At 47.4% G+C, this 23,085-nt stretch carries 19 protein-coding genes; 15 read left to right on the top strand and 4 right to left on the bottom strand.

Annotated features, from left to right (window positions below; all coding sequences use genetic code 11):
- The first annotated feature begins 228 nt into the window (after positions 1–228).
- Both ABEW73_RS22990 and ABEW73_RS22985 read left to right on the top strand, forming a co-directional pair.
- Positions 229–1,449 carry a cation:proton antiporter gene (locus ABEW73_RS22990; protein WP_213645875.1) on the top strand — a complete coding sequence of 407 codons (1,221 nt, stop codon included), beginning with the start codon at positions 229–231 and terminating at the stop codon, positions 1,447–1,449.
- 81 nt (positions 1,450–1,530) lie between these two features.
- Positions 1,531–2,019, top strand: a complete 489-nt coding sequence (locus ABEW73_RS22985; protein WP_076322887.1) for a cation:proton antiporter regulatory subunit — start codon at positions 1,531–1,533, stop codon at positions 2,017–2,019.
- 197 nt (positions 2,020–2,216) lie between these two features.
- On the opposite strand, the gene ABEW73_RS22980 is transcribed toward ABEW73_RS22985, so the two are convergent.
- The gene (locus tag ABEW73_RS22980) at positions 2,217–2,963 is read right to left on the bottom strand and encodes a class I SAM-dependent methyltransferase (protein ID WP_430165757.1); all 747 of its coding nucleotides are present in this window, start codon (positions 2,961–2,963) and stop codon (positions 2,217–2,219) included.
- 590 nt (positions 2,964–3,553) lie between these two features.
- Between ABEW73_RS22980 and ABEW73_RS22975 the strand changes: the two genes are divergently transcribed.
- The 3 genes from ABEW73_RS22975 (at position 3,554) to ABEW73_RS22965 (ending at position 6,828) form a co-directional block, all read left to right on the top strand.
- Entirely contained in the window at positions 3,554–4,738 is a 1,185-nt protein-coding gene (locus ABEW73_RS22975; protein WP_430165754.1) for an acyltransferase, read from the top strand.
- A gap of 158 nt (positions 4,739–4,896) precedes the next feature.
- The gene (locus ABEW73_RS22970) at positions 4,897–5,589 is read left to right on the top strand and encodes a response regulator transcription factor (RefSeq protein WP_430165752.1); all 693 of its coding nucleotides are present in this window, start codon (positions 4,897–4,899) and stop codon (positions 5,587–5,589) included.
- A 21-nt stretch (positions 5,590–5,610) separates the two neighbouring features.
- On the top strand, positions 5,611–6,828 hold the full coding sequence (locus tag ABEW73_RS22965; protein ID WP_430165749.1) for a sensor histidine kinase: 1,218 nt from the start codon (positions 5,611–5,613) through the stop codon (positions 6,826–6,828).
- A 171-nt stretch (positions 6,829–6,999) separates the two neighbouring features.
- Here the strand turns inward: ABEW73_RS22965 and ABEW73_RS22960 are convergent, their stop codons facing one another.
- From ABEW73_RS22960 to ABEW73_RS22950, 3 genes are all read right to left on the bottom strand, one after another.
- Entirely contained in the window at positions 7,000–7,233 is a 234-nt protein-coding gene (locus tag ABEW73_RS22960) for a hypothetical protein (protein ID WP_430165746.1), read from the bottom strand.
- Positions 7,185–7,526 carry a sigma-70 family RNA polymerase sigma factor gene (locus ABEW73_RS22955; RefSeq protein ID WP_430165743.1) on the bottom strand — a complete coding sequence of 114 codons (342 nt, stop codon included), beginning with the start codon at positions 7,524–7,526 and terminating at the stop codon, positions 7,185–7,187. Before ABEW73_RS22955 ends, ABEW73_RS22960 begins: the two co-directional genes overlap by 49 nt.
- A gap of 264 nt (positions 7,527–7,790) precedes the next feature.
- Positions 7,791–9,503, bottom strand: a complete 1,713-nt coding sequence (locus ABEW73_RS22950; RefSeq protein WP_430165740.1) for a DUF4127 family protein — start codon at positions 9,501–9,503, stop codon at positions 7,791–7,793.
- A gap of 272 nt (positions 9,504–9,775) precedes the next feature.
- On the opposite strand from ABEW73_RS22950, the gene ABEW73_RS22945 reads away from it, so the two are divergent.
- The 10 genes from ABEW73_RS22945 (at position 9,776) to ABEW73_RS22900 (ending at position 23,066) form a co-directional block, all read left to right on the top strand.
- Positions 9,776–10,228 carry a putative iron-sulfur cluster-binding metallochaperone gene (locus ABEW73_RS22945; protein ID WP_430165737.1) on the top strand — a complete coding sequence of 151 codons (453 nt, stop codon included), beginning with the start codon at positions 9,776–9,778 and terminating at the stop codon, positions 10,226–10,228.
- Between the two features lie 190 nt (positions 10,229–10,418).
- Positions 10,419–10,739: a hypothetical protein gene (locus ABEW73_RS22940; protein ID WP_430165734.1), complete on the top strand. Its 321-nt coding sequence runs from the start codon at positions 10,419–10,421 to the stop codon at positions 10,737–10,739.
- A 195-nt stretch (positions 10,740–10,934) separates the two neighbouring features.
- Entirely contained in the window at positions 10,935–13,145 is a 2,211-nt protein-coding gene (locus ABEW73_RS22935; RefSeq protein ID WP_430165731.1) for a PQQ-binding-like beta-propeller repeat protein, read from the top strand.
- A gap of 332 nt (positions 13,146–13,477) precedes the next feature.
- On the top strand, positions 13,478–14,029 hold the full coding sequence (locus ABEW73_RS22930) for a PadR family transcriptional regulator (RefSeq protein WP_430165831.1): 552 nt from the start codon (positions 13,478–13,480) through the stop codon (positions 14,027–14,029).
- Positions 14,010–14,771, top strand: coding sequence for a CPBP family intramembrane glutamic endopeptidase (locus tag ABEW73_RS22925; RefSeq protein WP_430165728.1), 762 nt, complete (start codon positions 14,010–14,012; stop codon positions 14,769–14,771). The genes ABEW73_RS22930 and ABEW73_RS22925 overlap by 20 nt, the downstream gene beginning before the upstream one ends.
- A gap of 218 nt (positions 14,772–14,989) precedes the next feature.
- The gene (locus tag ABEW73_RS22920) at positions 14,990–16,948 is read left to right on the top strand and encodes a stalk domain-containing protein (protein ID WP_430165725.1); all 1,959 of its coding nucleotides are present in this window, start codon (positions 14,990–14,992) and stop codon (positions 16,946–16,948) included.
- 217 nt (positions 16,949–17,165) lie between these two features.
- Positions 17,166–19,475 carry a helix-turn-helix domain-containing protein gene (locus tag ABEW73_RS22915; RefSeq protein WP_430165722.1) on the top strand — a complete coding sequence of 770 codons (2,310 nt, stop codon included), beginning with the start codon at positions 17,166–17,168 and terminating at the stop codon, positions 19,473–19,475.
- 190 nt (positions 19,476–19,665) lie between these two features.
- Positions 19,666–20,586, top strand: coding sequence for an ABC transporter permease (locus ABEW73_RS22910; protein ID WP_076322906.1), 921 nt, complete (start codon positions 19,666–19,668; stop codon positions 20,584–20,586).
- Between the two features lie 12 nt (positions 20,587–20,598).
- The gene (locus tag ABEW73_RS22905; protein ID WP_430165719.1) at positions 20,599–21,459 is read left to right on the top strand and encodes a carbohydrate ABC transporter permease; all 861 of its coding nucleotides are present in this window, start codon (positions 20,599–20,601) and stop codon (positions 21,457–21,459) included.
- Positions 21,460–21,518: 59 nt separating this feature from the next.
- Positions 21,519–23,066, top strand: a complete 1,548-nt coding sequence (locus tag ABEW73_RS22900; protein WP_430165716.1) for an extracellular solute-binding protein — start codon at positions 21,519–21,521, stop codon at positions 23,064–23,066.
- Positions 23,067–23,085 lie beyond the last annotated feature (19 nt).

Raw genomic sequence — 23,085 nt, 5'->3', positions numbered from 1 at the left:
TATGAATAAATATTCGCTACCTTTTGTGTGGTAAAGTATTTGGATATAATTTATATTTTTTGGAAATGATAAAATCACTAATAAAATTAAGCCTGTACTTTATGTAAATAATGTAGTATCTATTGGGCTATCAAGCAAGAATATTGCTGTTGCTTTGTAAATGTATGCATTTTTATGTATAATAGTAATGATTGCCAGAAGTCAAATTTGAGGAGGAGGAGGTCTTCTATGGACCATATGATGTTTGAGGTTGGAACTGCTCTGATCCTGGTTGCTATAGCCTCCATAATTGCAGGAAAGCTCAAGTTCTCGATTATACCGTTCTTGATTGTACTCGGGATGCTTGTAGGTCCGCATGCACCAACGATAGGAATTCTTGACTTTAAGTTTATTGAGAGCCAGGGAATCATCGATTTTCTGGGACAGATCGGTATTTTATTCCTGCTCTTTTACCTAGGTCTAGAATTCTCTGTTCAAAAATTAATCAAGTCCGGACGAAACATTGTGGTAGGCGGAACCATATATGTCATACTCAACTTTGCATTGGGTCTGGCTTACGGATTTGTGATCAACATGCCGCTATATGAGACGTTAATCATTGCAGGGATGTTGTCAGTTTCCTCTACTGCAATTGTGGCGAAAGTGCTGGTGGATCTGCGGCGCACCGGTAATGCGGAGACGGAGCTTATTCTCGGCATGATTTTGTTCGATGATATATTCCTTGCCGTGTTCTTATCGATTATGTCGGGACTGCTGTTAGGCGGGGCTACTTCGGTAGGGGCAACGATCATTTCCGTGGGGATATCCATAGGTTACATGCTGTTGTTCTTTGTGATTGCGAGAAAAGGTCCACCTATACTTAACAAATTGCTGAATATTACGTCCAGCGAAATTTTCATTATCGTTGTTTTCTCGTCGATGTTCTTTATTGCTGGATTTTCAGAGACGCTGCACGTAGCTGAAGCGATTGGCGCGCTGTTGTTCGGACTAGCCTTATCCGAGACAGATCATAGCGAACGGATCGAGCAGTTGGTTATTCCTTTCCGTGATTTCTTTGGAGCGATCTTCTTCTTCAGTTTCGGTCTCGGTATCGACCCGACCACGCTGGGGAATGCGTTATGGTTGGCACTCGGTGCCGTGGGACTGACTATTATTGGTAACCTTGTAGCAGGCATGATCGCAGGACGCAAGGCCGGACTATCGCATAAGTCGTCGCTTAACATCGGATTGACTATTATGGCGCGCGGGGAATTCACGATCATTGTTGCGAATCTGGGACTCGCTGGCGGACTGTCCGCCGTGCTGAAACCGTTCTCGGCGCTATATGTTCTGATTCTTGCGATCCTCGGTCCTCTTCTAGCCAAGGAGTCAAAACGTGTCTACCGTGGCGTAAATAAAATATTCAAATGGAGCGAACCTGTGGAGAAAGTAAAAAAAAGGAAAGTATGAGGATGCTGGGATGATTTACTTTCTTCCAACTAATCTATATAATCTAGAGATTGAATTAACCCCAGAACGGAGGATTTTCACATGAGTATTATTCGCGAATCTGATCTGCCGGGTATCGGGAAGAAGTTCCTTATTCAGGCGAGATCAGGGGATAAGCTGGTTATTGTGATTCATGACGATGGCCGTAGAGAACTGTATCATTTTGAAGATGACGATCCTGAGGAGACCATCTCCCAGATTACATTAGAGGATGATGAGGCTAGACAAATTGCCGGCATCATCGGCGGCATGACGTATAAGCCAAAAGCGCTTGAGACGATCGAGGTGACACTCGAAGACCTGATCATCGAATGGGCACGCATCGAGCCGCATTATAAATGCGTGGATAAGACCATTGCTGAGCTTGGAGTTCGCCAAAGAACAGGTGCAAATGTACTGGCGATCGTAAAGCGGAACGAACAGAAAATCAATCCGGGACCAGACGACATCCTGACAGCGGGATCGACGCTGGTTCTTGCGGGCGAGCGCAAGCAGATCAAGCAGCTGAAAGAACTGCTGGTCAACGGCTAATAGCGCTCCTTGGTTGATACGATGATAAACCATACCGAAAGCAAGCTCCTCTTTTGTGAGGGGCTTGCTTTTTTATGCGATGGGCAACCTATTCATCCAAGGGATAATATAAAAAAAGCGCCAAGGGCTTCGTCCCTTGTACGCTTTTTCTGTTTAACAGCGGGATGCTGCGGGTTATGGAATTGCAGAGGGGCTGGTTATTTCCGGGCCACTATCATAAACCGTGCGGAATTCGTCCGAATTCCACGATCTGTGCGATGGTCTCTAACGAACTGCTGCAGGATGCGAAAATCCGCTTCCTCCTGTCCAAACCCGGGGATGATGGGCGTATGCTTGAGCAGGAAGATGAGATCCTCTTCACGCTCATAGTATTCAACCGCATCGTATTCGGCATATTGGATATCGCGGAACCCGGCAAGCCGAAGTTCCTTCATATATTGATCCTTTAAGGCACCGTCTTCACGGGAGGATTGTCCTCTGCCGAAGGCTTGAGCCAGATTGGCTTTATCACATTCGCGAACCTGCTGCGTCAAAAACACGCCATCCTCTTCTAGTACTCTTGCTACCTCTGATGCACGGAAAGGGGAGTGTCTGCATGAGATCAAATTGAAAAATGCCTCCGGGAATTGAAGCGCCTCTGCATCCATCTGCATCAAGCGTACATTGGAAGCCGATAGGTTCCGTTTATTCCGCCGGGCTGTCTCTATCATCGCATGTGAAAGATCGATTCCAACCAGCAAGGCTGCTTTGTCGGCAATGGAGAACAAGCTTTCTCCGCCGCCCGTGCCGATATCGAGCACAACGTCGGATGGTTTGCATAATGTGCCGATCTGATCGTAAAAATCCCACTTCACACCTTCCGAGATACATCGGACCTGGCTGAAGTCCCAGCCGTTTAAGGCCCCTACGGTATCATAAAACTGCTTGTATTCCTGTGAATTCATTTATATTGTCCACCTTCCATATGAGATAAAATGGGATGCTGTAAACAGATTGATCCTCATTCGTTTGAAGCCAAAAGCCGGCAGACTTCCTGGTTATAGAGCAGGAGAACTTGTCCATAGGAACGGACGACTCCCTTTCTGTCCGGCAGCTGATTTATGTTATATAGCAAAATGCAGCTCATATGGCTACGAGTTATAATTTTGGCATGGCCCGGTCCTCTGTGAACCCGAGCCTAGCTACTTCGAATGATACGGATCAAGAGCAGCATCCCATTCACCCCCATTCTGAAAAGTTTATTTTTTTGAGATTAAGAAAGATAAACATCTGAGGTTTAGAATCCTTATCTCGCAAGAAAAACTTCCGCTATATGCGGTCTGTCTACTGAGAAAGTACGTCAATAGACGTTTTTCTTATTGTATGTCCAAGGATTCTTCGTAATCAAGGAGAATTTTATTAGGAGGAAGGACCATAATCTTAAGCAAATGATAAGAATTTGGAAGTATGGCGTTAAGAAATGTCTACTATACTTGATGAATCCGTTTCGGAAGGAACGAGAATAATCGGATTTTAAAGATGAGAGGGTATTGCCATGAACAAAATAAACGCTTTACCAAGGGAACGTCTTCCCGAGCTGCAATTGGTACGCGCATTTGCCATCATCGGCGTGCTGTCCGTTCACTCCACATCGTATGCCGTATCTGCGATGACAGACTCCAAATACTTTTTTATGTACAATTTCATGAACATCTTTATGAAATATGGAACGCCTACATTTATATTTTTGAGCAGTCTGGTACTCTTCTATAATTACTATGACCGTCCTACGACGAAGAAGCTGATCGGCGGATTTTACAAGAAAAGACTGCTGTATATTATCATTCCATATACGCTGTTCTCCGTGTTCTACTTCGCGGTGCTCCACTATTTATATTATCAGGGCAGGCCGTTTGGCGAGACGATGGAGAGTTTTGTTCAAAAGCTGTTGACGGGCAAAGCGTATACGCATCTGTATTTCGTATTTATCAGCATTCAGTTTTATTTGCTGTTTCCGCTTGTATTGTGGCTGTTCAAGAAGGTGCCTCAGCTTGCGAAGTGGGCGATACCGATTGGACTGGTGATCCAGTGGGCGTTTATACTAATGAATAAGTACTATTGGCAGGTACCGAATAAAGGGAGCTGGGCATTGTCCTACATTGCCTATTTCATGCTGGGGGCTTTTATCGGCATCTATTACCCGAAACTGAAGGCCTGGCTTGTCATTAGCCGCGCGAACGCACGACCACACCGCATCGCGGCCTGGGTGATGCTATGGATCGCATGGGCAGCTGCCGGTCTCGGCCATGTGTACATTTATTACAACAGCCGTCTTCACGGAACCGGATATAATTCAACGCTGTATGAGCTGCTGTGGAATTTGCATACTTACTTTGGGACACTTGTTCTGCTTCAGTTCGCCATTCTGTTCTACCGGGCCGGAGTACGCGGATGGACGCCGGCGCTGGAGAGACTGGGGGCCGTGTCCTTCGGGATTTATCTCATTCATCCATTCTTTCTGCTCGTCTACCGGGAGTTTCCGCTAACCACGGGGAACTCGATGTTGATCCATCTGTGGTATGCTGGAGGTTTTGCGGCAGCGCTAGGCTGTTCATGGATCGTTGTGGAATTGACGGTTCGATATATACCGGGCTCATGGGTGATATTCGGTAATATTCCGAAGGCGAAGAGATCGGTTAAACCAACCGATACGCCGGCTGTGCCGCTTTCCGGTTCATAGTCTATTACGTACGTTAGCAAACAAGGATGTATACCCGACAAGGGCATGGCCGTGACAAACAGAATCCAAAACAGCAGCAACGCACAGTCTACACATCCATGGTGCAAGACGACGTAAAAGGCGTTATGCTGACTGCCGCTTTTAATCAAGGAGGAGCCATGTCTGGAGTTACGATATTAATGGTTGATGATGAAACCGAAATTTTGAAATTGATGGAGATTTACGTTAGAAATGAGGGCTATACACTGCTCACCGCATCTCACGGCCTGGAAGCGCTGGAGATTCTAAGAACCCATAAAGTGGATTTGATCATCCTTGATGTCATGATGCCGCAGATGGATGGCATTGAGGCATGTATGAGAATTCGGGAGGAGAACAACACACCAATCATCATGCTGTCCGCAAAGAGTCAGGAGATTGACAAGATCGCCGGGCTCAGCATCGGGGCGGATGATTATGTGACCAAGCCGTTCAGCCCGCTGGAATTGATCGCAAGAATCAAATCACAGCTCCGCCGATACAAACAGCTGAACAGTAAATCGGTGAGGGATGAGAACGAAATCCAGATCGATGAGCTGACTATGAATGTCGCTTCCCACCGAGTAACGGTGGCAGGCGTTGAGATTAAGCTGACGCCGCGCGAATTTGCCCTGCTGCATATGCTGGCCATCAATCGCGGACTCGTGCTTAGCATGGACAAGATTTATACCGAGGTGTGGAACGAACCGTTCATGGAATCGAAAAATACGGTTATGGTACATATTCGCAAGCTGCGCGAGAAGATCGAGAAGGATCCGCAGCAGCCGGAATATATTAAGACGGTGTGGGGGATTGGTTACAAAATAGAGTAAACTTTAGCAGAGGTGACTAACTTGAAAGTAATGAAGCTTCATAGCATCCGCCTGAAGATGCTGTTTATGCTGCTAAGCAGCATCGGCATCACGGCAGCCCTGCTTGTCATCCTCTATGCGTTAAGTACGCTGATACTCTCGATTCCGGCAATCAAGCCGCCGCTCGTCTGGATCATTAACCACATTGGATCGGATCCGGTCATGCTGGTTGCGGGCATCATTCTCTTTTTTGCCAGCTATTATATGAGTACGAAGTGGTTTGTCCTTGATCTGCAGAAGATCCAGACCGGTCTTCAAGACATCACGGCAGGACGATTCGATTCCAGAATCGAGCTCAAATCCCAGGATGAATTAGGCGGCGTCGCTTCCAGCATAAACCGCATGACCGAACAGCTGAACGTTTATCTGGAGGAAATCAGGAACGGGCTTCGCGAGATTGCCAAGGGGAATTTCGACACCGACATTCCGGTGCAGTCAGGCAGCCAGCTGGGTGAGGTGGCGGAGAGCATCAACCAAATGAGCAGGCAGCTTCACCAATCCATTCTGGAAGAGCGTAACGCGGAGAAAACAAAGAATGATCTGATTACGGGCGTTTCCCATGACTTGCGGACGCCGCTTACATCGATACTGGGATTTCTGGAGGTTATCGAGGAAGACCGGTACCAGGATGAAGTGGAGCTGCGATATTACGTGAATATCGCTTATGAGAAAGCGCAAAATCTGAAGAAGCTGATTGATGATCTGTTCGAATATACGAGAATCAATAACGGGCTCCCGCTGGATATCCGGGAGATCGATATGGCTCAGTTTATTAGACAGCTGATCGAGGAATTCGTTCCTGCCCTGGAGAAGTCCGGGATGGAATGCAAGCTTGCGGCAGAGGAAGGCCTCGTTATTCGGGCAGACGGCGCCCAACTCGTCCGGGCTTACGAGAATTTGATAACCAATGCGATCCGTTACGGGGATTCGGGCAACAGGATCGACATCGCCGTCCGCAGCGATGGCAATCAGGTGAGCATTAGCTTCACCAACTATGGAGATCCGATTCCTGAGCGGGATTTGCCGTTCATCTTTGACCGCTTCTACCGTGTGGAGACCTCACGTTCGAAGCAGACAGGGGGGACTGGTTTGGGTCTGGCGATTACAAAGAGCATTGTGGAGATCCAGGGCGGTGAAATCCGGGTGCGGAGCGACCAGCAGAGGACAACCTTTGAAACGCGGTTTCCTAAAGTCGTATAACGGATGCTTTAACTTGCCTGTATGTATATGAGAGCTCTGCAAAACGAATATAGTTTCTATACAACAAACCCAGTGCCGCGACGGTACTGGGTTTGTTGTATACTGGAAAGAAGGATATTTTTCTGGGGATTAAACCCACTAAAATCGAGGCCATAATTGTAATTGTAAAGTCTACTCTGTCTCATAGGTATCATTGTTCTCTCGAATCACTTCCATAAACTCTAGGACAATCGTTGATATGGCATCCTCTTGAGGCATATAGATATATTGACTGATTCTCATTATATCGTCTTTGTATAAATCAATGAGTTGCAGGATGGCTTGATCATCATTCTGCTTTGCGGCTTGCAGCAAGGTCATGAATTCGCGATCTGAGATAACTTTTGGATCATTTTTCTTTTCCATCGGTTCACCGCCTGTTGAGAGATATGGAGCTGCTTGGCTACTTCCGCTTCAGTGAGGTCTTCTATGAAGAGTTTATATATAATGGTTCTCCCTTGCGGCGGCAATGAATCCAGTAATTGACCAATCCAAATGCGGTCAACGGATCTCGCATGAAATGAGCCTGTCTGCACGGTAGTAAAATCAGGGTACGGCGTTTCTCGTTTTCTAAGCTTTTTAGCCTGATATTGTATTCTCCAACCAATTCGATAAATTTCTGTTTTATAGCGTTCGTATGCTGTTATATGCTTCTTCATAACGCATCCCTCCTATGCCTGTCTATAATCGTATTCATCATTTAGGGAAAAAAGAGAAGTTAAAGAACTACAAAACAAGAACATTTGTTCTTATTTTATTATACTATTTTTTACATCTATTGTAAAATGGTACTCAATAAGTTGAACTATTGAATCCACACGATAGAGCAGCCGGGTGAAATATTGTTCCGGTCGGTTTTGTTCACGGACAAATGAAAAAGGACAGCTCCGATAAAGACCGAGCTGTCCTTTTTCATTTTCATGTTATTGGAGTGTGACCTTAGGATTGAGTGTAATCTCAAAGGCGCGCCACCAGATGAAATCAGGGTTGTCATAATCCAGCGAAGCACTGCTGTATTCTGCCAATGTCCACGAACACCCCTTTATTTGTTTGACATTGCATGCCGGAGCGGAGGTGCCAATCAGGAAAGCGTCCCTTCCGGCCAGTGTTGTTTGGTGGATCTGCATTTGATCTCGGAGGATCGTGAACACTTGCTGGTAAGCTGATTCTGTGTTAAAGAGACGCATGTTCTGATCAGCGAACGAGGCTTGAAGATTATCGTAACGAATATGGCTTGGAGTTCTGGAATAGCTTCGGACATCGACGACAGCAAGCCTCTTATAATAGTAATCCTTCAAAAATCGTTTAAAGAGTAGTGACCCATGAGCGTTAACGGCCGTATTCAACTCGGAGGCAGAGGTCGCTGATACCAAAAAAGCGTATCTCGCTTGCCCCATGCCAAGCGAGATGCCCATAAGGTTCCCGGCAGTGTTCCATGCACTATAACCTAATAGGCGTCCCGTATACTGGCTGTCTAGCAGCGCTTCCGTTACTGTTGGATTGGCAGAGCCTTTCCCGGTGAAATCCATAACCACAGTTGATACGAAGTTTGTTCCATTGGCATGGATACGGTTTATGGCATTGGACACCTGTGTTTCGTCTGTGATTGCCAGAATTTCAATGTTTGGTGTGCAAGTGACATATTGGCCACCAACAACATCAATATGACGAAGAATATTCTGATGTACAGTCATGTATTCATAGTCGTTGATGATCGTGGATCCATGAGGACCGTAATATTGCACCGACATTTGCGTTTTGCTGCCTTCTCGATGCAATTGATTAGCCATCCGTGCTACCAGTGAATGACCCAAGCCATCTGCATCAGGCAAGATAATGGTACGATTCGGATTTTGCCCCTCGCAACCGCCTAGATGACAATCGATGTAGTTCTCCACAAATTTAATTTCATTGATTTGCACACCTTCTATTTTCGCATCGTCCACTCCAACGGCCAGGAAATCAATATAGCCCTGACGTACAAGCCTGTCCAATACATAATGATTGGTTTTAAACTTATGCTGCCTTGTGTTGTAGTAATGGGTTTTATTGAAGTGGACGGTATCGCCCAGTTCGGTGCCATCACTGGATACATTATAGCCGTTCAAAATATGGTTGAAGTCTGTATATTTTTTGCGAGCTATACCCATGAAACTGCGAGACTCGGTGTACGCGTCATAAGAGAGTCCCTCCACATAAGTGGTCGTAGCGAGTCGCAAAATGGTATCAAACACATAGATTGGCTTGCTGGGATAAAGCTGTTTAATCTCACGGATGACGTCAAGCAAGTCTGTTGTCTCTGAATCATAATGGGGATACGTCCCTCCTCCGCTTGTGCGCAAACGTCTACTACCGATTAACCCCCCATAAACGAGCATATCGATAGAAATAATAAAACCCTGGACGGAAGAGGCATGACTCAATATGAACTGACGAATATCCTCCGGTTTACCAAAAGTAGGTGCGGAGGTGCCTATAAGTTGGCTGCCTGAGGCTTCTGCGACCGAATCGATTCGGTTACGAATATCTGCAGCAGTAGGAGTTATTAGGTTCAAGCCCGAAGCTTGTCCCAATTTGATTACATCATCAAGGTTTACCGGGCGATCATCCAAGGGTACATACAATACATTTCTCATTGGTCAACTCTCCTTATTTATGGTTTAATTGGCCTTCATATATATAGGTAAATTATCCATTCCGTTTACAACCACAAATCATTTATTTTTTTCAATCCAATCTTCCAAATATAAAGGCTCTTTACTAAAAAAAATGCTAATGTGGGTAACGTTAATTCATACCACAAACGTTTGAAAGATTGGATGGGACGCTTTAATGGTGCTAGATGCGTGTAAGAAAGCCAACTTTATACCTGTTCGATCATTCAAAACTGCATAAGGAGTGATTAGAAATGGATAGCTGTTGTCAAACGTCCATTGAAAAGCAAATAACACTTACCCAATGCCCTGCTTGTCATCAAAAGGGCAAGAGCGTTCAACTGATTACACTCAAATCGTTGCTACAACCAACAGCGCTAGAAACCATTCATCCTGATTCGTCATACGCATTTTATTCCAATCCATCTTGTGAAGTAGTCTATTTTAGCGATTTGCAAACCTATGACAAAGATACGCTCAAAGTTTCGGTATTTCAAAAAGACGATGAGTTAGATGTGCCTGTTTGCTACTGCTTTGGATGGACAAGAGAACGCTTAATACAAGCAATTCAAAAGAATCAACGACCTACTGACCATATTCGTGAACAAGTTCAAGCTAATCGCTGTGGTTGTGAGATTAATAACCCACAAGGAACCTGTTGTTTGGGTAATATTACCACATTCATTCGAAGTCTTAACAGGAGTTAGCTTGTTGTCAATCTTAACTTTATGAGGGGGTGATGATCAAAAGAACGAATATTACAATTTTCGCTGCGCTGAGGCATCCGAAGGTAATTGTTCAGCTTTATTTAAGCATTCGTTAAGAACTTGGACCATGGAATGGTAAGATGTGTTCCTTATACTTTCCTTTAGGAATGTACATAAGGAGGCAGTCGGGATGGGATCCATACATCATGCGAAACGGAACATTAGGCTTACTATGGTATGGCGGGCAATCATAGTATTGGTTGGTGTCTTGCTATTATCGGGATGCGCAGAGTTCAAGATTTCTGGTGAAGATACCCGGATTGAGAATCGAACTATTGGCGGGACGGCAGCAGCAAGCAATAGAAACTCATCGATGGCTCCAGCATCCTTTCTCGAGCAGTTATGGTGGGAAATATCAGACGGGGTGACGAATCGCACCAGAAAAATGACAGGCAGGCAAACGCCGGGCCATACCCTATCCGAAGCGAGTTGGCGTATGGAGGCACGATAATGCAGGGAAGACGGCTAATTGTGAATTTGCTGCAGAAATCATTTTAACGAGATCCTCTTGTGAATGTAGACGACAATAAAGAGAATTAGGATGGGCTCCTTTCCTGGAAGGGAGTTTTTTTGTTTTGATTTTGGAACCGATTGCCTTATAATAGCGTTTACATTATATAGGCTTGTATGGGAGAGGATGGTTTCTGTGAGTTTACGCATATCGATCCGAAAGCGATTTTTCATCGGAATAACCGCAGCCGTCTGTATTTCACTTGTTGGACATCCGGCTCAGCGAACACAGGAGAGTGCTCATGTCGTATTCGCTGATGCTGCTGAAGCTGGGGGATTTACATCCGGCCAACGCGTTACGATTCAGCAGAAGACTGCTTTATTTATTAATGCGCTTAGTAAGAATAGCAATCTGACAAAACTCAAGGTAAGCTATTACGGCACCAAGGGGGAAACGCTCCGGCTTACCTCCGTGAAGGGGGAATTGGCTTTAATCAAATCCGATTCCCGGGGAGACTTATGGCTCCCGACATGGTATGTGTCCAAGGAAGCAACACAAAGCAAAGAGATTTCGCCAGTCTCGCTTCAAATGCGCAGTAGTGGCAGTCTATTTCTTGCCCCCGGAAGCGGGCTTAAATGGCCGGTAACCGTAAGCGGAACGTCACTCACTGCCGTGGCGCAATGGAAGGACTGGTACGGTGTGCTCCTGAGTCCTTCCATCTGGATGGAGGATAATCAGGGCTATCTTCCTATAATGATGTGGGTACAGGGGAAAGACATAATAAGCAAGAAAACGATGCCTGACGGCATTCTCGATGGGAATTCCGAAGTATCAACGGACGTGGTTCGCAGCGTGACGGAGTTCCTTTTCAAGAAAGGAACAACTTCTGCGTATGTAAAAAAGCTGCTCGGTGAGCCGCAGGTGAGGGAGACATCACGGAATCAGGAGTATGACTCTAATAAACCGATGATCCTCGGTGAGACCTGGAGATATGAGCTGCGGGATGTGTTTTTTACAACTACCTTCTCACCATCCGGAAAGCTGACGGCTAGTGAATGGGTGTCTCCTGCCCGTTCCAACTTTTCCGTTTTACCGCCGCAGAAGACGATCGAAGCTGAGCCCGACTGGCGAAATCAGGGCAATCTGAATTTCACTTTCCTGCTTGAAGCAAACGAGGATGTCCTGCTCCTCAAGGGGGATGATGGCGGATACAGCGGGATGCATGATAATTCATCCTTGTATGCGATAGATCGTCGTACCGGCAAGAAGCTGTGGCAGGAAGATGCGGGTTTTGGCTGGTATACGGCTGTCACGGACAAGGAGAGGGAGCATGTCACCATGTTCTCGGCCTATAACCCGGAGGTTAAGGATTATGTAGCCCGCGTGCGGCATATCCGGTTATCCGATGGAAAAGTGTTATGGGAGGTTAAGCCGAAGAATGAATTTGGCCTTACGATGACGGCTGCGCAAGCCACAGTAGTTCTGGATGAACCGCTCGATCTGAACGTAACCCAAAGCGTATTGAGCGTTTTGGATCAGGAAACCGGAAAACTGCGTTGGAAAAAGACGTTGTCTGGCGAACACCGCTTGTTAAACCAAAGTACGGATGACCCGTACGTGCTCATTGAACAGAACGGACGCCTTGACGCGTACGATCCTGTAACCGGCAAAGCAGCATGGAATATCAAGTTCGGGAACAAGGTAATGGACGATCCGAACCGAAATCCATATTTTACTGGAGGATATCGTTACGATCCGGTGGCGCCTGCGGATATGACAACAAGATGGATGCTGCTTGGCAAGGAGTGGGTTCTGCTCAATACGGAAACCGGTGAGCGCGAAGGCGTGTACCCAGCACGTGAGATGGAGCGGTTCGAGGTGCTGAATGAGCAGTATCTATTGGTGCAGCGCGCGTTGAACGGGAAGTATTTCAGCGGGGCGACCGCTTACGAAAGCGTGTTGTATGATCGTCTTGAAGATAAGGAAATATGGACTGTGAATGGTAAGGCCGCCCGCGGCGTCATCGAGGGAGAGCGAGTCTATCTTACTTTGAATGGCATTCCGGCAGCCGTAGATAAAGAGAGCGGCAGCGTAATATGGAAGATGGAGACTACTTCCAAAGCGAGTGACGATCTATCCCATCTGGTTGCCAGCAGCTATGGAATCCTGGATAGCTACCTAATTCTGAGTTTGGGAAGCGATCTTGTGGTGTTGAACAAGGAAGACGGCAGAAGCTTGGGAAGATTGCATAACGTGATTACCGGCAACGTGGATTTGCGAGAGCAATATGCCAGAAACGGAGCGCTGAACGTAACGGATCATGAGGTATTGGTCGGCACGGTGAATGGAGCTTTTATTCGCTATGATGCGGAAGAATTAAAGGCTCGTCTGGATGAGCTGCTATAGCCTGTTTTTATCGTTAGATGACAAGGTCGTATTTATCTTCCAATGAACTTCAGGAAGGTACGGAAATCCATATAGTGAATGATGATATGTTGGTGGCTTTGCAGGAAGATCGAAGGTTTAAGGTGTTTGAACGCACGGAATAAAGATGAACTAGCGATACGCGTCCCTCGTGTCTGGTAACAGATGCTGGGGGCGTTTTTTTGTGGATGGCGATGGATGAACAGAAGAAAAGAATCACTTGTTAAAATTTCCCTTGACTTTTTTCGAAAAAAAGCTAATTATAAATATATCAAACAGATATATCGAACGGATACATTATGAGAAATGTGGTGATGATATTGCTGGAGTACATTCTCCTCGGCATGCTGATGGAAGGAACAATGAGCGGCTATGATCTTAAGAAAACAATCGACAGCACTGTAGGCACTTTCTACAAAGCGAGTTACGGTAGTCTTTATCCTGCGCTCAAGAGACTCGCAGAGAAGGACATGGTTACGCTGACCGAGACGGATAACAGTAAGAACAAGAAGTTATATTCTCTGCGGCCCAGTGGTCAAAAGGCTTTTCTCGACTGGTTGTCCGGACCGATGCAGGCAGGGCGCAATGAGCAGCTGATCCGCATTTTCTTTTTTGATTATTTGGATGAAGGCATTCGTCAAAAACGATTGGCTGAGTACATATTTAAGCTGGATCAGGAAATTCAAATGCTTGAAGCGGTGCAGAACGTCGTGGCGGGAGAATTGGCGGAGATCGAACATCCGGAGAATTATTACTATCGGGTATCGGTTCTGGCGTATGGACTGAACCATTTTCAGATGGAACGACAATGGCTGAAGGATATTATGGAGAGGAAGGATCTGAACCATGTCAAACCGGAAAACTAAGGCTTCTTTTTCACAAAAAAGACCGATTTTAACCGTAGTCATTATCGAGGTTCTGCTGTTGTTAGCCGTATTTGCAGCCGGAGCTTACGCCACCATTAAAGAGTTAAGTTACACTTCGCCTGTGCTGATCTCGTTTATCCCCATCGCTCTGGTGATGATCGCATATTTTACATGGAAGAAGAAATGGAATGCGCTCGGTTTCCGTAAACTCAGCAGTATTCCAGCCAACGGTTGGGTCTACTATTCTCCCTTGCTCCTTATTCTGATTGTCATCTCGTTCAAAGGAATGCGCGATATCAGCGCTTCGGAAGTCCTGTTCTTTATCTTCTTTACCCTGCTCGTTGGTTTTGTGGAGGAGAGCATCTATCGGGGATTGATTCTGAAGACGCTGCTGCCCAAAGGCATTAAAACCGCGGTCATTACCTCCAGCATTCTGTTCGCCGTCACGCATGTATTGAACGTCTTGTCAGGGCAGGATGCATTCCAAACGATTTTACAGATTGTATATGCTCTGCTTATCGGCGCTGTACTGGCCTTGCTGATGGTGAAGAACAAAAATATTATTCCTCTGATTCTTTTCCACTTCCTTCACAACTTTATCCAGTTTGTAGGTAATGACAATAGTGACGCATTTATCGGATACGATCTGTTCCTTTTGCTGGTGCTGGCCGTTCACTGTGTCTGGCTGTCACTGTCGCTGAGAAGGCCTGTCATATCAGCCAGCGCAAATCAAGCGAGCTAGATCATATTCTAACGGTTCAGAATGAACTGTCTGATTTTATTGTACTAATTTATTGGAACGAAATTTATAAGACAGCCGTATAATGCATCTTCTCGAATGGGATGTATGTCCGGTTGTCTTTTTATCTAGGCTTCGTTTCTATCGAGTGGTATAATATTCCTGGTCCAAATTTACTAGATTTGAAAGACGTATATTCTGATAAGAGATGAGGTTCATTCATGTTCAAGAAAATGTTGGTTCTGCTGTTGGCGGTTTGCGTGATGGTTCCCACCGTGGCCGGGGCAGCTTATGGGGAGTCGGGCAAGGCAAGCTCGAAGATTGCAATGTTATTGCCTGACGGCACACCTTTGATGGAGGATGGTACTGTCTGGGTTACGTACAGCCGCCTTCCAATCAACCCAATCCCGATTCCGCTGGGTGGTGATCTGAAGTTCATCGCGGGCTCCAGCGGATATGGATTCGGCGTCAATAACGCAGGTGGACTCGTGATGTGGGGGGAAGCGGGATATCAGGCTGTAGCGGGTGCGAATCATGTGAAACAGGTTGGACAAGGATACTGGTTGACCTCTGACGGCAATGTTCATCGTATGGTTAACTCCAAGCCGCAAGCGGTAAAAGGCTTTGAGGGAATAAGCGTTTTTGACGAGAATAAGGGAATTATCGGCGGCGTTACCCAGTCGGGAACAATCTTATATCATAATAATGCCTATACCCCGGAACCTGTGACGCTTGGTCAAGCAGCGGATGTGAACGCCATTCGCAAAATCAAAGTTGCCGGCGATTACGCCGCTATTTTATACAATGACGGAAGACTTGTGCTGTTCAGTACGCTTCGAATCAACGGCAGTACGACTTATCTGTCCCAAAACCTGATTCCTGACGGGGCAGACATCTCTTTTGGCAAAGAACAGAAACTGATTTTCGTTAAAAAAGATGGAACGGTGTGGAATGCGAGATTGGATGTATTCTCGCAAACATTCGAAATAACCCCGTTGAAGGGAATCAGTGGAGTACAAGAGATTGTGGGAATTGAAGGTTCCAAGAGCTTTTTCGCCCGGTTATCGGATGGGACTTGGACTGAGTATGATAATGGACAATTATATGATGTGACGGTTCCGAGCATTATCGGCGTCACTTTAAAGGTAGCGAACAATAAGCCGAAGGTGGGAAGCTCCATCACGCCAACGATTGAGTTTCAGTACAGCAGCGGAGAAAAGCACAAGATTCCGGCGAATATGATCTCGTTATCCGTAGACAAGCCCCATTTGGTCAAAGCAGCGGATAAAGGCACCTATAGAATCATGGGCGTGGGCGAGTCCACGCTGACAGTGGAAGTTGCAGGCAAGAAGCAATCGGTAAAAATCGTTTCAGGACTTGGCAAACCGCTGGAGAACGCCAAACAGGAGAAGGGAATTACCTACCTGCCCCTGAAGCCGGTGTTTGAAGCCGTGGGAGGTTCGGTCCAATATCAGGCTGCTTCCAAAACCTTTGATATCACCGTAGGACAGACCGAGCTTACCGTTAAGGCAGGAAGCAAGCAAGCGAAAATCAACGGCAAAACCGTGAACATGAAAGGCGCTCCGATCCAGAACAAAGGGGGGACGCTCGTATCCGCGGATCTGCTGACGGCAGCACTGGGTGCAAAGCTGAAATGGGACGCATCCAAGCAGCAAATGACCGTGACGCTGGGTGCGGCACAATTCGTTGTGAAGGGCGAGCCGAAGAAAGCAACGAGCGGCGGCAACACCGGAAGCTCAGGGAAAAGCAAAATGTCATCGGTCCCTGCGACCGGAAGCATGGCTGGTTGGAAGCTGCTAAAAGGCCATGAATACGAAAAATCTTTGCGGATTTATTACCAATACAAGAATGGCATCCTGTCGACCAAAACGGAGGATATCCGTAAGGTGGATTTGAATAAAAAGGTGACTTGGACGGATGATTACGGTCGCAAGCATACCAATACCGTCCGTGAAATCTACTCCCTGTTCACCCTTTCGAATGAATATACTTCAGAATGGCTTCACAAAAAGTTCGGAAGACTTTATGAGGACTGGTTGCTTAGCTCTTTGGTAGATGCCGCTCGGATTGTTGAGCAATATTTGCAAGAGACCGGTCAGATGCCGAGTTATGCGCCGAATGTCACCCTGACGCCGGATGCGGTATTTGAATACGAGTAAGTGAACACGGGCAAGGAAAAAAAGATATTCTCGTTTTCGAGAGGGCCAGGAGATTCCTGGTCCTTTTTGCTATGGAAGCAAACCTGTCCAGTAAACGTCATTTTTGTGCAAACTCCATGCACAGAAGTTGCAGCGAATAATATAACTTACATCAAAATATGATAAACGTAAATGCAAGCCCTGTTACTTGCAATTTTAAATACAAGGGGGGACATTTATGAAGCGAAGGACGCCGCCTAACCGATCACCTGAGCCGGGGGATACCGATTCTCCGCCTCCCAGAAGGAAGACCCTGTTTTGGAGGCTGTTCGCCAACTATTTTCTCCTCATTCTCATCCCCGTCATTGTTGCGTCGGTTCTTGCCCAGGTGCTGGTCGTTCGCATCATCGAGAAGGACGCCGAACGTTTCAATCAAGTGATGATGAACCGATTCTCCGAGCAGACGGACACCGAGCTTCAGTCCTTGAAGACGAGCATGATTAATATCCTCAGCACCTCCAGATTACGGAGCGTGCTTCTCGCTCCCATGGCTTCTTCGCCGGAAAGCCAGCTGCTTCCGGAACTGCTTCATTCCCTGCGGGAGCAGCTGCAGCAGTTGGAATCGGATGATCTCGTCGAGAGGGCCTATTATTATTTTGTTCACCAGGATTTGATGATGGATGCCGAAACCTACACGAATAAAGCGTATTATTTCCATTCCCATTATCCTTTGGATCTGAACCGCCGCCATCAGCTGGAAGCTGAATTATCCGGCAAAAAAATGATGGACTTTATGGATACCCCCGACACGTTGACGGCTTCCATGAGCTACCCGTTTAATACCGCGGCTCCTGAAGTCTATCTCCTGGTCGAAGTGAAACGAGACAAGCTTCAGGAGAAGATCCATATTCCGGAGAGCTGGGTTACGGGCACGGCGATTGTGGACGATACGGCCAAAGTGATAGCCCAGAACGGACTGACCGAGCAGGACCAGCTTGCCCTGCAGCAGCGAATACGTACAGAGGGCATTGCTTCGCAATTCACGATATCGGACAAGACGGGGCTGTCCTTCATGGCATCCGGCTTTGACGAGTCCTGGCATTATATCAGCATGATCGATTTGGGTACATTGATGAAGCCGGTCTATATGACCCGATGGATCTGCTGGTTGTTCCTCCTGTTCTTTCTTATCGTCGGGGCACTTGCCTCGTACTATTTGAGCCGGCGCTTATACCGGCCGATCCGGGAGATCAAGGATGGATTGAAGCTGCATCACGCTCCGAACGGGGAGGTCGGCCACGAAGAAAATGAGTTTGATGTCATCAAACGCTATTCCCAGTTCATTATGACGGAGAATAAAGAGCTGTTCCAGATGGTGAACGGGATGCTTCCGATTGTGCAGGAGCAGTTTTTTACGAAAATCCTGCTGGGGCAATACCGCGATGCTTTATCGATTGAGTACTATGCCAAGGAGATTGAGTTTGCCTACAGCCATAAGGCGGCAAGAACCGTCCTGTGCATCTCGTTCCATTATGATCCAACCGTTTACGAGTCCGCATCGGAATCCACCAAGACTTTTTTGCTGACAGAGCTGAAGGACAAGATTCATCGGCTGGCACATGGCATGGTCTGGATCTGCCAGACAAGGCCGGATCTGATAGCGTGCATCGTGGAGCATGGTCCCATTACGGAGAATTATCCTGAAAAAGTAGCGGAGCAGGTTCGGGACGTTTTTCTCGAATACGGTGCTTATTATAAAGCGACCATCGGTATCGGAAAGACCGTTCATGCCATTGAAGAGCTGCACCAGTCCTATGAGCATGCGCTGGCCATGCTGAAGTACCGGGGGCTGCATTCCGCGGTGGAGATTTGCAGCAGTCAGCCTTCCCGGGAGCTGCAGCAGTGGGATTCTTTTCTATCCGTACAGGAGGTTCAGCGGATTCTCAATCAGTACAAAACGAGGGAGTATGACAAGCTGCTTCATTCCGTGCTTGCTCTGCTGGAGGAGGGAACGGGCAAGGATGCATCTGCCATGCAGATGAAATATCTGCTTGCCGATGTGCTCAACACCTGGATTCGGGCCGTGGAATCGGAGCGCAATGAACTCAACGTTCCGTATTACTCGGGTCTGTTCGAACGAATGAATCGCTGCATGACATGGGACGAGCTGACGTGCTGCTTTACGGAGATTCATGGTTTTCTGTTCCGGAAGCCGACTTCCAGCAGCCGGGGTCAACAGTTTATGGAGATTGTGGAATACATTCATGAGCATTATGATCAAGAGCTGTCGATCGAGCATTTTGCCGGCATGTTGAATATGTCCATCGGGCATTTCAGCCGGACCTTCAAGGAGGAGGTCGGCGAGAAGTACGTGGAATATATCGCGAAGTACCGGCTGATGAAGGCGAAGCAATTTTTGCTTGAAACCGATTTGAAAATTGACGAAATTGCCGAGAAGGTCGGGTATTGGGGCCGAAATTCTTTGATCCGGGCTTTCCGCCGATATGAAGGCATTACGCCCGCCAAATACCGGAGTTTTCACCAATAGGAAAGAAGAGACTGCATTATTTTCTGAAGTCTCTTTTTTTGCATGGAACAGGCTGGAAGCCTTGCGGCACAGGCAGTGCAAAACATGTGTCTCAAGGAAAAGATGTTTGCTTTACGCGAAGTGAGTACGGCTCGTATAGTGGGGACAACAACAAACGAATGTAAATGCTTTCAATCGGAGGTGGGGATTATTGGCGCAGCTATCACGGATCGGCTATGTTCTGAGAAAACATAAAGCGTTGTACTTGCTGATGCTGCCCGGCATTTTGTACTACTTGATATTTAAGTACGCGCCGATGTACGGCATCATCATCGCCTTCCAGGACTATTCGATCGGCCGGGGCATTTTGGGAAGCAAGTTTGTCGGATTCAAGCATTTGATTGAATTCTTCTATGTCACCCCCGATGCATGGAAGCTGATTCGCAACACGATCATGCTGAATGTGTACGATCTTCTGTTTCATTTTCCGGCGCCGATCATTCTGGCGATCCTGTTCCATGAGTTGAAGAGCAAATGGTTCAAACGGTTTGTGCAAAACATCAGCTATATGCCGCATTTCCTATCCACCGTCGTGATCGCGGGCATTCTCGTGACCTTCCTGTCTCCCACCACGGGCGTGGTGAACCATCTGCTCGTCAAGCTGCTTGGCATCGAGCCGATCATGTTTCTAGGCATGCCGGAGTGGTTCCGGACGGTGTATGTGGGCTCCGAAATATGGCAGAAGGTGGGATGGGGCACCATTCTCTATCTGGCTGCGATTGCCGGAATCGATCCGACGCTGTATGAAGCCGCCAAGATGGATGGGGCGAACCGGTGGCAGCAGGTCAGACATATTACGTTCATCGGCATGGTGCCGGTCATGATTATTCTGTTCGTGCTGTCGCTCGGTAATTTCATGGAGGCCAGCTTCGAGAAAATACTATTGATCTACAACACGATGAATTATGAAACCTCGGATGTCATTAACACCTTTGTGTACCGGCGGGGCATCTTGGATGCCGATTTCAGCTTCGCGACCGCGGTAGGCCTGTTCCAGTCGGCAATTGGCTTCATTCTGGTCGTTGCGGCCAATCGGATCGTACGCAAATATTCGGAGACCAGCCTGTGGTAAGGGAGGTGCGCGATGAAAAAGCAGGAAAGCTTCGCCTCGAAGCTGTTTGACGTATTCAATGTATTGTTCATGATTGTGCTGATCATGGTAATGGCTTATCCGATGCTTTACGTATTCTCGGCTTCCATCAGCAACAATGCCATGGTCGCGAGTGGCGCCGTACTGCTATGGCCGAAAAAGATTACGCTGATCGCTTACGAGCAGCTTATCTATAACCCGGACCTCTGGGTCAGTTATTGGAACACCATTCGATATACATTTCTTCAAACGGTGTTGACGCTGATTGCGACCTCCGCAATGGCATACCCGCTTGCGAAGCGGTGGCTGCCCGGGCGGAGAGTGATTCTGCTGATGGCGGCGTTCACACTACTGTTCAGCGGCGGCATGATTCCAACCTTCCTGATCGTTCAGAAGCTGGGGATGCTCGATACGATCTGGGCGATCGTGCTCCCGTCACTAATCAGCACATGGTATCTGTTTATCATGCGGACATTCTTCGAGGCGCTGCCGGAGGAGCTTGAGGACGCAGCTGCCATCGACGGATGCGGGTCCATGCAGATTTTAGTGCGGATCGTGCTGCCTTTATCCGTGCCGGTGATGGTCACGATCGGCCTGTTCACGGCGGTGAATCAATGGAATTCTTTTTTCAGCGCTTTGATCTATCTGAATGACCGGGAGATGTACCCGCTGCAGATCATGATGCGCAACATCCTGATCGCTGGTACGAATGTGCAGGGTGAAGGGGACCTGACGCATCTGGAGACGTTGAAATACGCCATGATCATGATCGGTACGCTGCCGATCCTATGCGTCTATCCGTTTATCCAGAAATATTTTGTACAGGGCACGATGATTGGCGGCATTAAGGGGTAGTTATGGATTTCAAGCAAATCCGTCTCTATAGGTTGTGAAGATAAAAAGGAGGTTAGGGAATGAGGCGAAAGGGGTTCAGAACGGCACTTGCCATGATCCTGCTTTGCGCGTTACTGGCCGGATGCTCCGGCGGAAGCAAGGATGATTCGGGAACGTTAAGTCCTGACAAACCGGTTACTTTTTCATGGCTCGTATACGACCGGGTGGAGGGCAAGGTTCGGGATGACTGGGAGATTTTCAAAGAGATCGAGGCGAAGACGGGCGTCAAAGTGAAGTTCCAGATCGTAAGTCAGGAAGGGCTTGAGGAGAAAAGGCAAATCATGATTGCCACCAACACCGCCACGGATTTTATCCAGGTGCCGACGCAGGACGGCAGGGAGCATGGGCCGGAGAAGGTATTCCTGAACCTAAATGATTACTTGGATCGGGCACCGAATCTTAAAGCCTTTTACGAAAAATATCCCGAGGCCAAGGCGCTGGCAACGGGCACGGACGGAGGCTTGTACACCGTACCCGTATTGGAAGGGGATGCGGAAGGCAAGGGCTTCAACTTTATCTGGTATGCCCGCAAGGACATCATGGATCAGCATGGGATACAGGCACCGACTACGGTGGACGAATTTTATCAGTATCTGAAAACATTGAAGGAAAAGGTTCCAGATTCCTATCCGCTCATATCCAACGCCATCGTTGGCGATACGGGGCTGTATACGACTTTCGGGCGTATCTTCACGGGGATTAGCGGTTTCTACAATCTGGATCCGACCACGGATCAATATGCGTTCGCGCCTTACCATGAGAATTATCAGGATATGCTGGTCTATCTGAATAAGCTGTATGCGGAAAAATTGCTGGATCCGGAATTCTCACTGCTGACGCAAGCGCAGTGGGAGGAGCGGATATTAACGGGAAAATCCTTGGTAACGTTTTTCTGGAAGGCCGATCTGGAATCCTTGGTTGCCAAGGCGAGGGGGGCCGGTACGGCGGAATATGAGCTGGACGCGATTCCTTCCTTTGCCGCCGAAGGGATCAAGAACTATCAGTTCTCCCGTCCGGTCGTTGGCACCGTCGGCAGAGCGATCTCGGCCAAAGTGAAGGATAAGGAGCGTGCCGTTCAATTCCTCGATTATTTGGTCAGCGAAGAGGGAACGAATTATTTGTCCCTGGGAATCGAAGGCAAAACGTATACGATGGAGGACGGCAAAGCGGTATATAACAAGGAATTTGGCGAGTCTCCGTTTAATGCGCTGCGCAAGGACTGGGGCGTATGGTATGACCTGATCACGCTGAATAACGCTAAATCCCGTGAAGTGTGGGAGCGTGGTTTAAGCGAGAAGAGCAAGGATATCAATGCCCGGTATGAGCACTACATTGTCCCGGCACCGAAACAGATTGTCAAGACGGAAGAGGAGTTGGAGCTCGAGAAATCGAAGCTGAACAATCTGAACAAATTCCTTGAGCAGAAGGTGACGGAGTTCGTGACCGGCAAAACCCCGATTAACGACACCACCTATCAGCAATTTATTGACCAGGCCAAGAAACTCGGCTCCGATGAACTCCTTACTATGTACAACACCGCCTATACGCGCACATACGGCGGCAAGTAATTCCTTATGGAGATTGGAG

Source organism: Paenibacillus lautus, from assembly GCF_050482385.1.
Lineage (GTDB): Bacteria > Bacillota > Bacilli > Paenibacillales > Paenibacillaceae > Paenibacillus_AQ > Paenibacillus_AQ lautus_B.
This window is presented reverse-complemented; position numbering and strand designations above follow the sequence as displayed.

Excerpts from the sequence above, each read along its gene's own strand:
- ABEW73_RS22960 (WP_430165746.1), bottom strand. The coding sequence starts at position 7,233 with ATGGAAAAGAAAAATGATCCAAAAGTTATCTCAGATCGCGAATTCATG.
- ABEW73_RS22900 (WP_430165716.1), top strand. The coding sequence starts at position 21,519 with ATGAGGCGAAAGGGGTTCAGAACGGCACTTGCCATGATCCTGCTTTGC.
- ABEW73_RS22920 (WP_430165725.1), top strand. The coding sequence starts at position 14,990 with ATGTTCAAGAAAATGTTGGTTCTGCTGTTGGCGGTTTGCGTGATGGTT.
- ABEW73_RS22985 (WP_076322887.1), top strand. The coding sequence starts at position 1,531 with ATGAGTATTATTCGCGAATCTGATCTGCCGGGTATCGGGAAGAAGTTC.
- ABEW73_RS22955 (WP_430165743.1), bottom strand. The coding sequence starts at position 7,526 with ATGAAGAAGCATATAACAGCATACGAACGCTATAAAACAGAAATTTAT.
- ABEW73_RS22930 (WP_430165831.1), top strand. The coding sequence starts at position 13,478 with ATGATATTGCTGGAGTACATTCTCCTCGGCATGCTGATGGAAGGAACA.
- ABEW73_RS22980 (WP_430165757.1), bottom strand. The coding sequence starts at position 2,963 with ATGAATTCACAGGAATACAAGCAGTTTTATGATACCGTAGGGGCCTTA.
- ABEW73_RS22925 (WP_430165728.1), top strand. The coding sequence starts at position 14,010 with ATGTCAAACCGGAAAACTAAGGCTTCTTTTTCACAAAAAAGACCGATT.
- ABEW73_RS22915 (WP_430165722.1), top strand. The coding sequence starts at position 17,166 with ATGAAGCGAAGGACGCCGCCTAACCGATCACCTGAGCCGGGGGATACC.
- ABEW73_RS22975 (WP_430165754.1), top strand. The coding sequence starts at position 3,554 with ATGAACAAAATAAACGCTTTACCAAGGGAACGTCTTCCCGAGCTGCAA.
- ABEW73_RS22990 (WP_213645875.1), top strand. The coding sequence starts at position 229 with ATGGACCATATGATGTTTGAGGTTGGAACTGCTCTGATCCTGGTTGCT.
- ABEW73_RS22950 (WP_430165740.1), bottom strand. The coding sequence starts at position 9,503 with ATGAGAAATGTATTGTATGTACCCTTGGATGATCGCCCGGTAAACCTT.
- ABEW73_RS22945 (WP_430165737.1), top strand. The coding sequence starts at position 9,776 with ATGGATAGCTGTTGTCAAACGTCCATTGAAAAGCAAATAACACTTACC.
- ABEW73_RS22970 (WP_430165752.1), top strand. The coding sequence starts at position 4,897 with ATGTCTGGAGTTACGATATTAATGGTTGATGATGAAACCGAAATTTTG.
- ABEW73_RS22905 (WP_430165719.1), top strand. The coding sequence starts at position 20,599 with ATGAAAAAGCAGGAAAGCTTCGCCTCGAAGCTGTTTGACGTATTCAAT.
- ABEW73_RS22940 (WP_430165734.1), top strand. The coding sequence starts at position 10,419 with ATGGGATCCATACATCATGCGAAACGGAACATTAGGCTTACTATGGTA.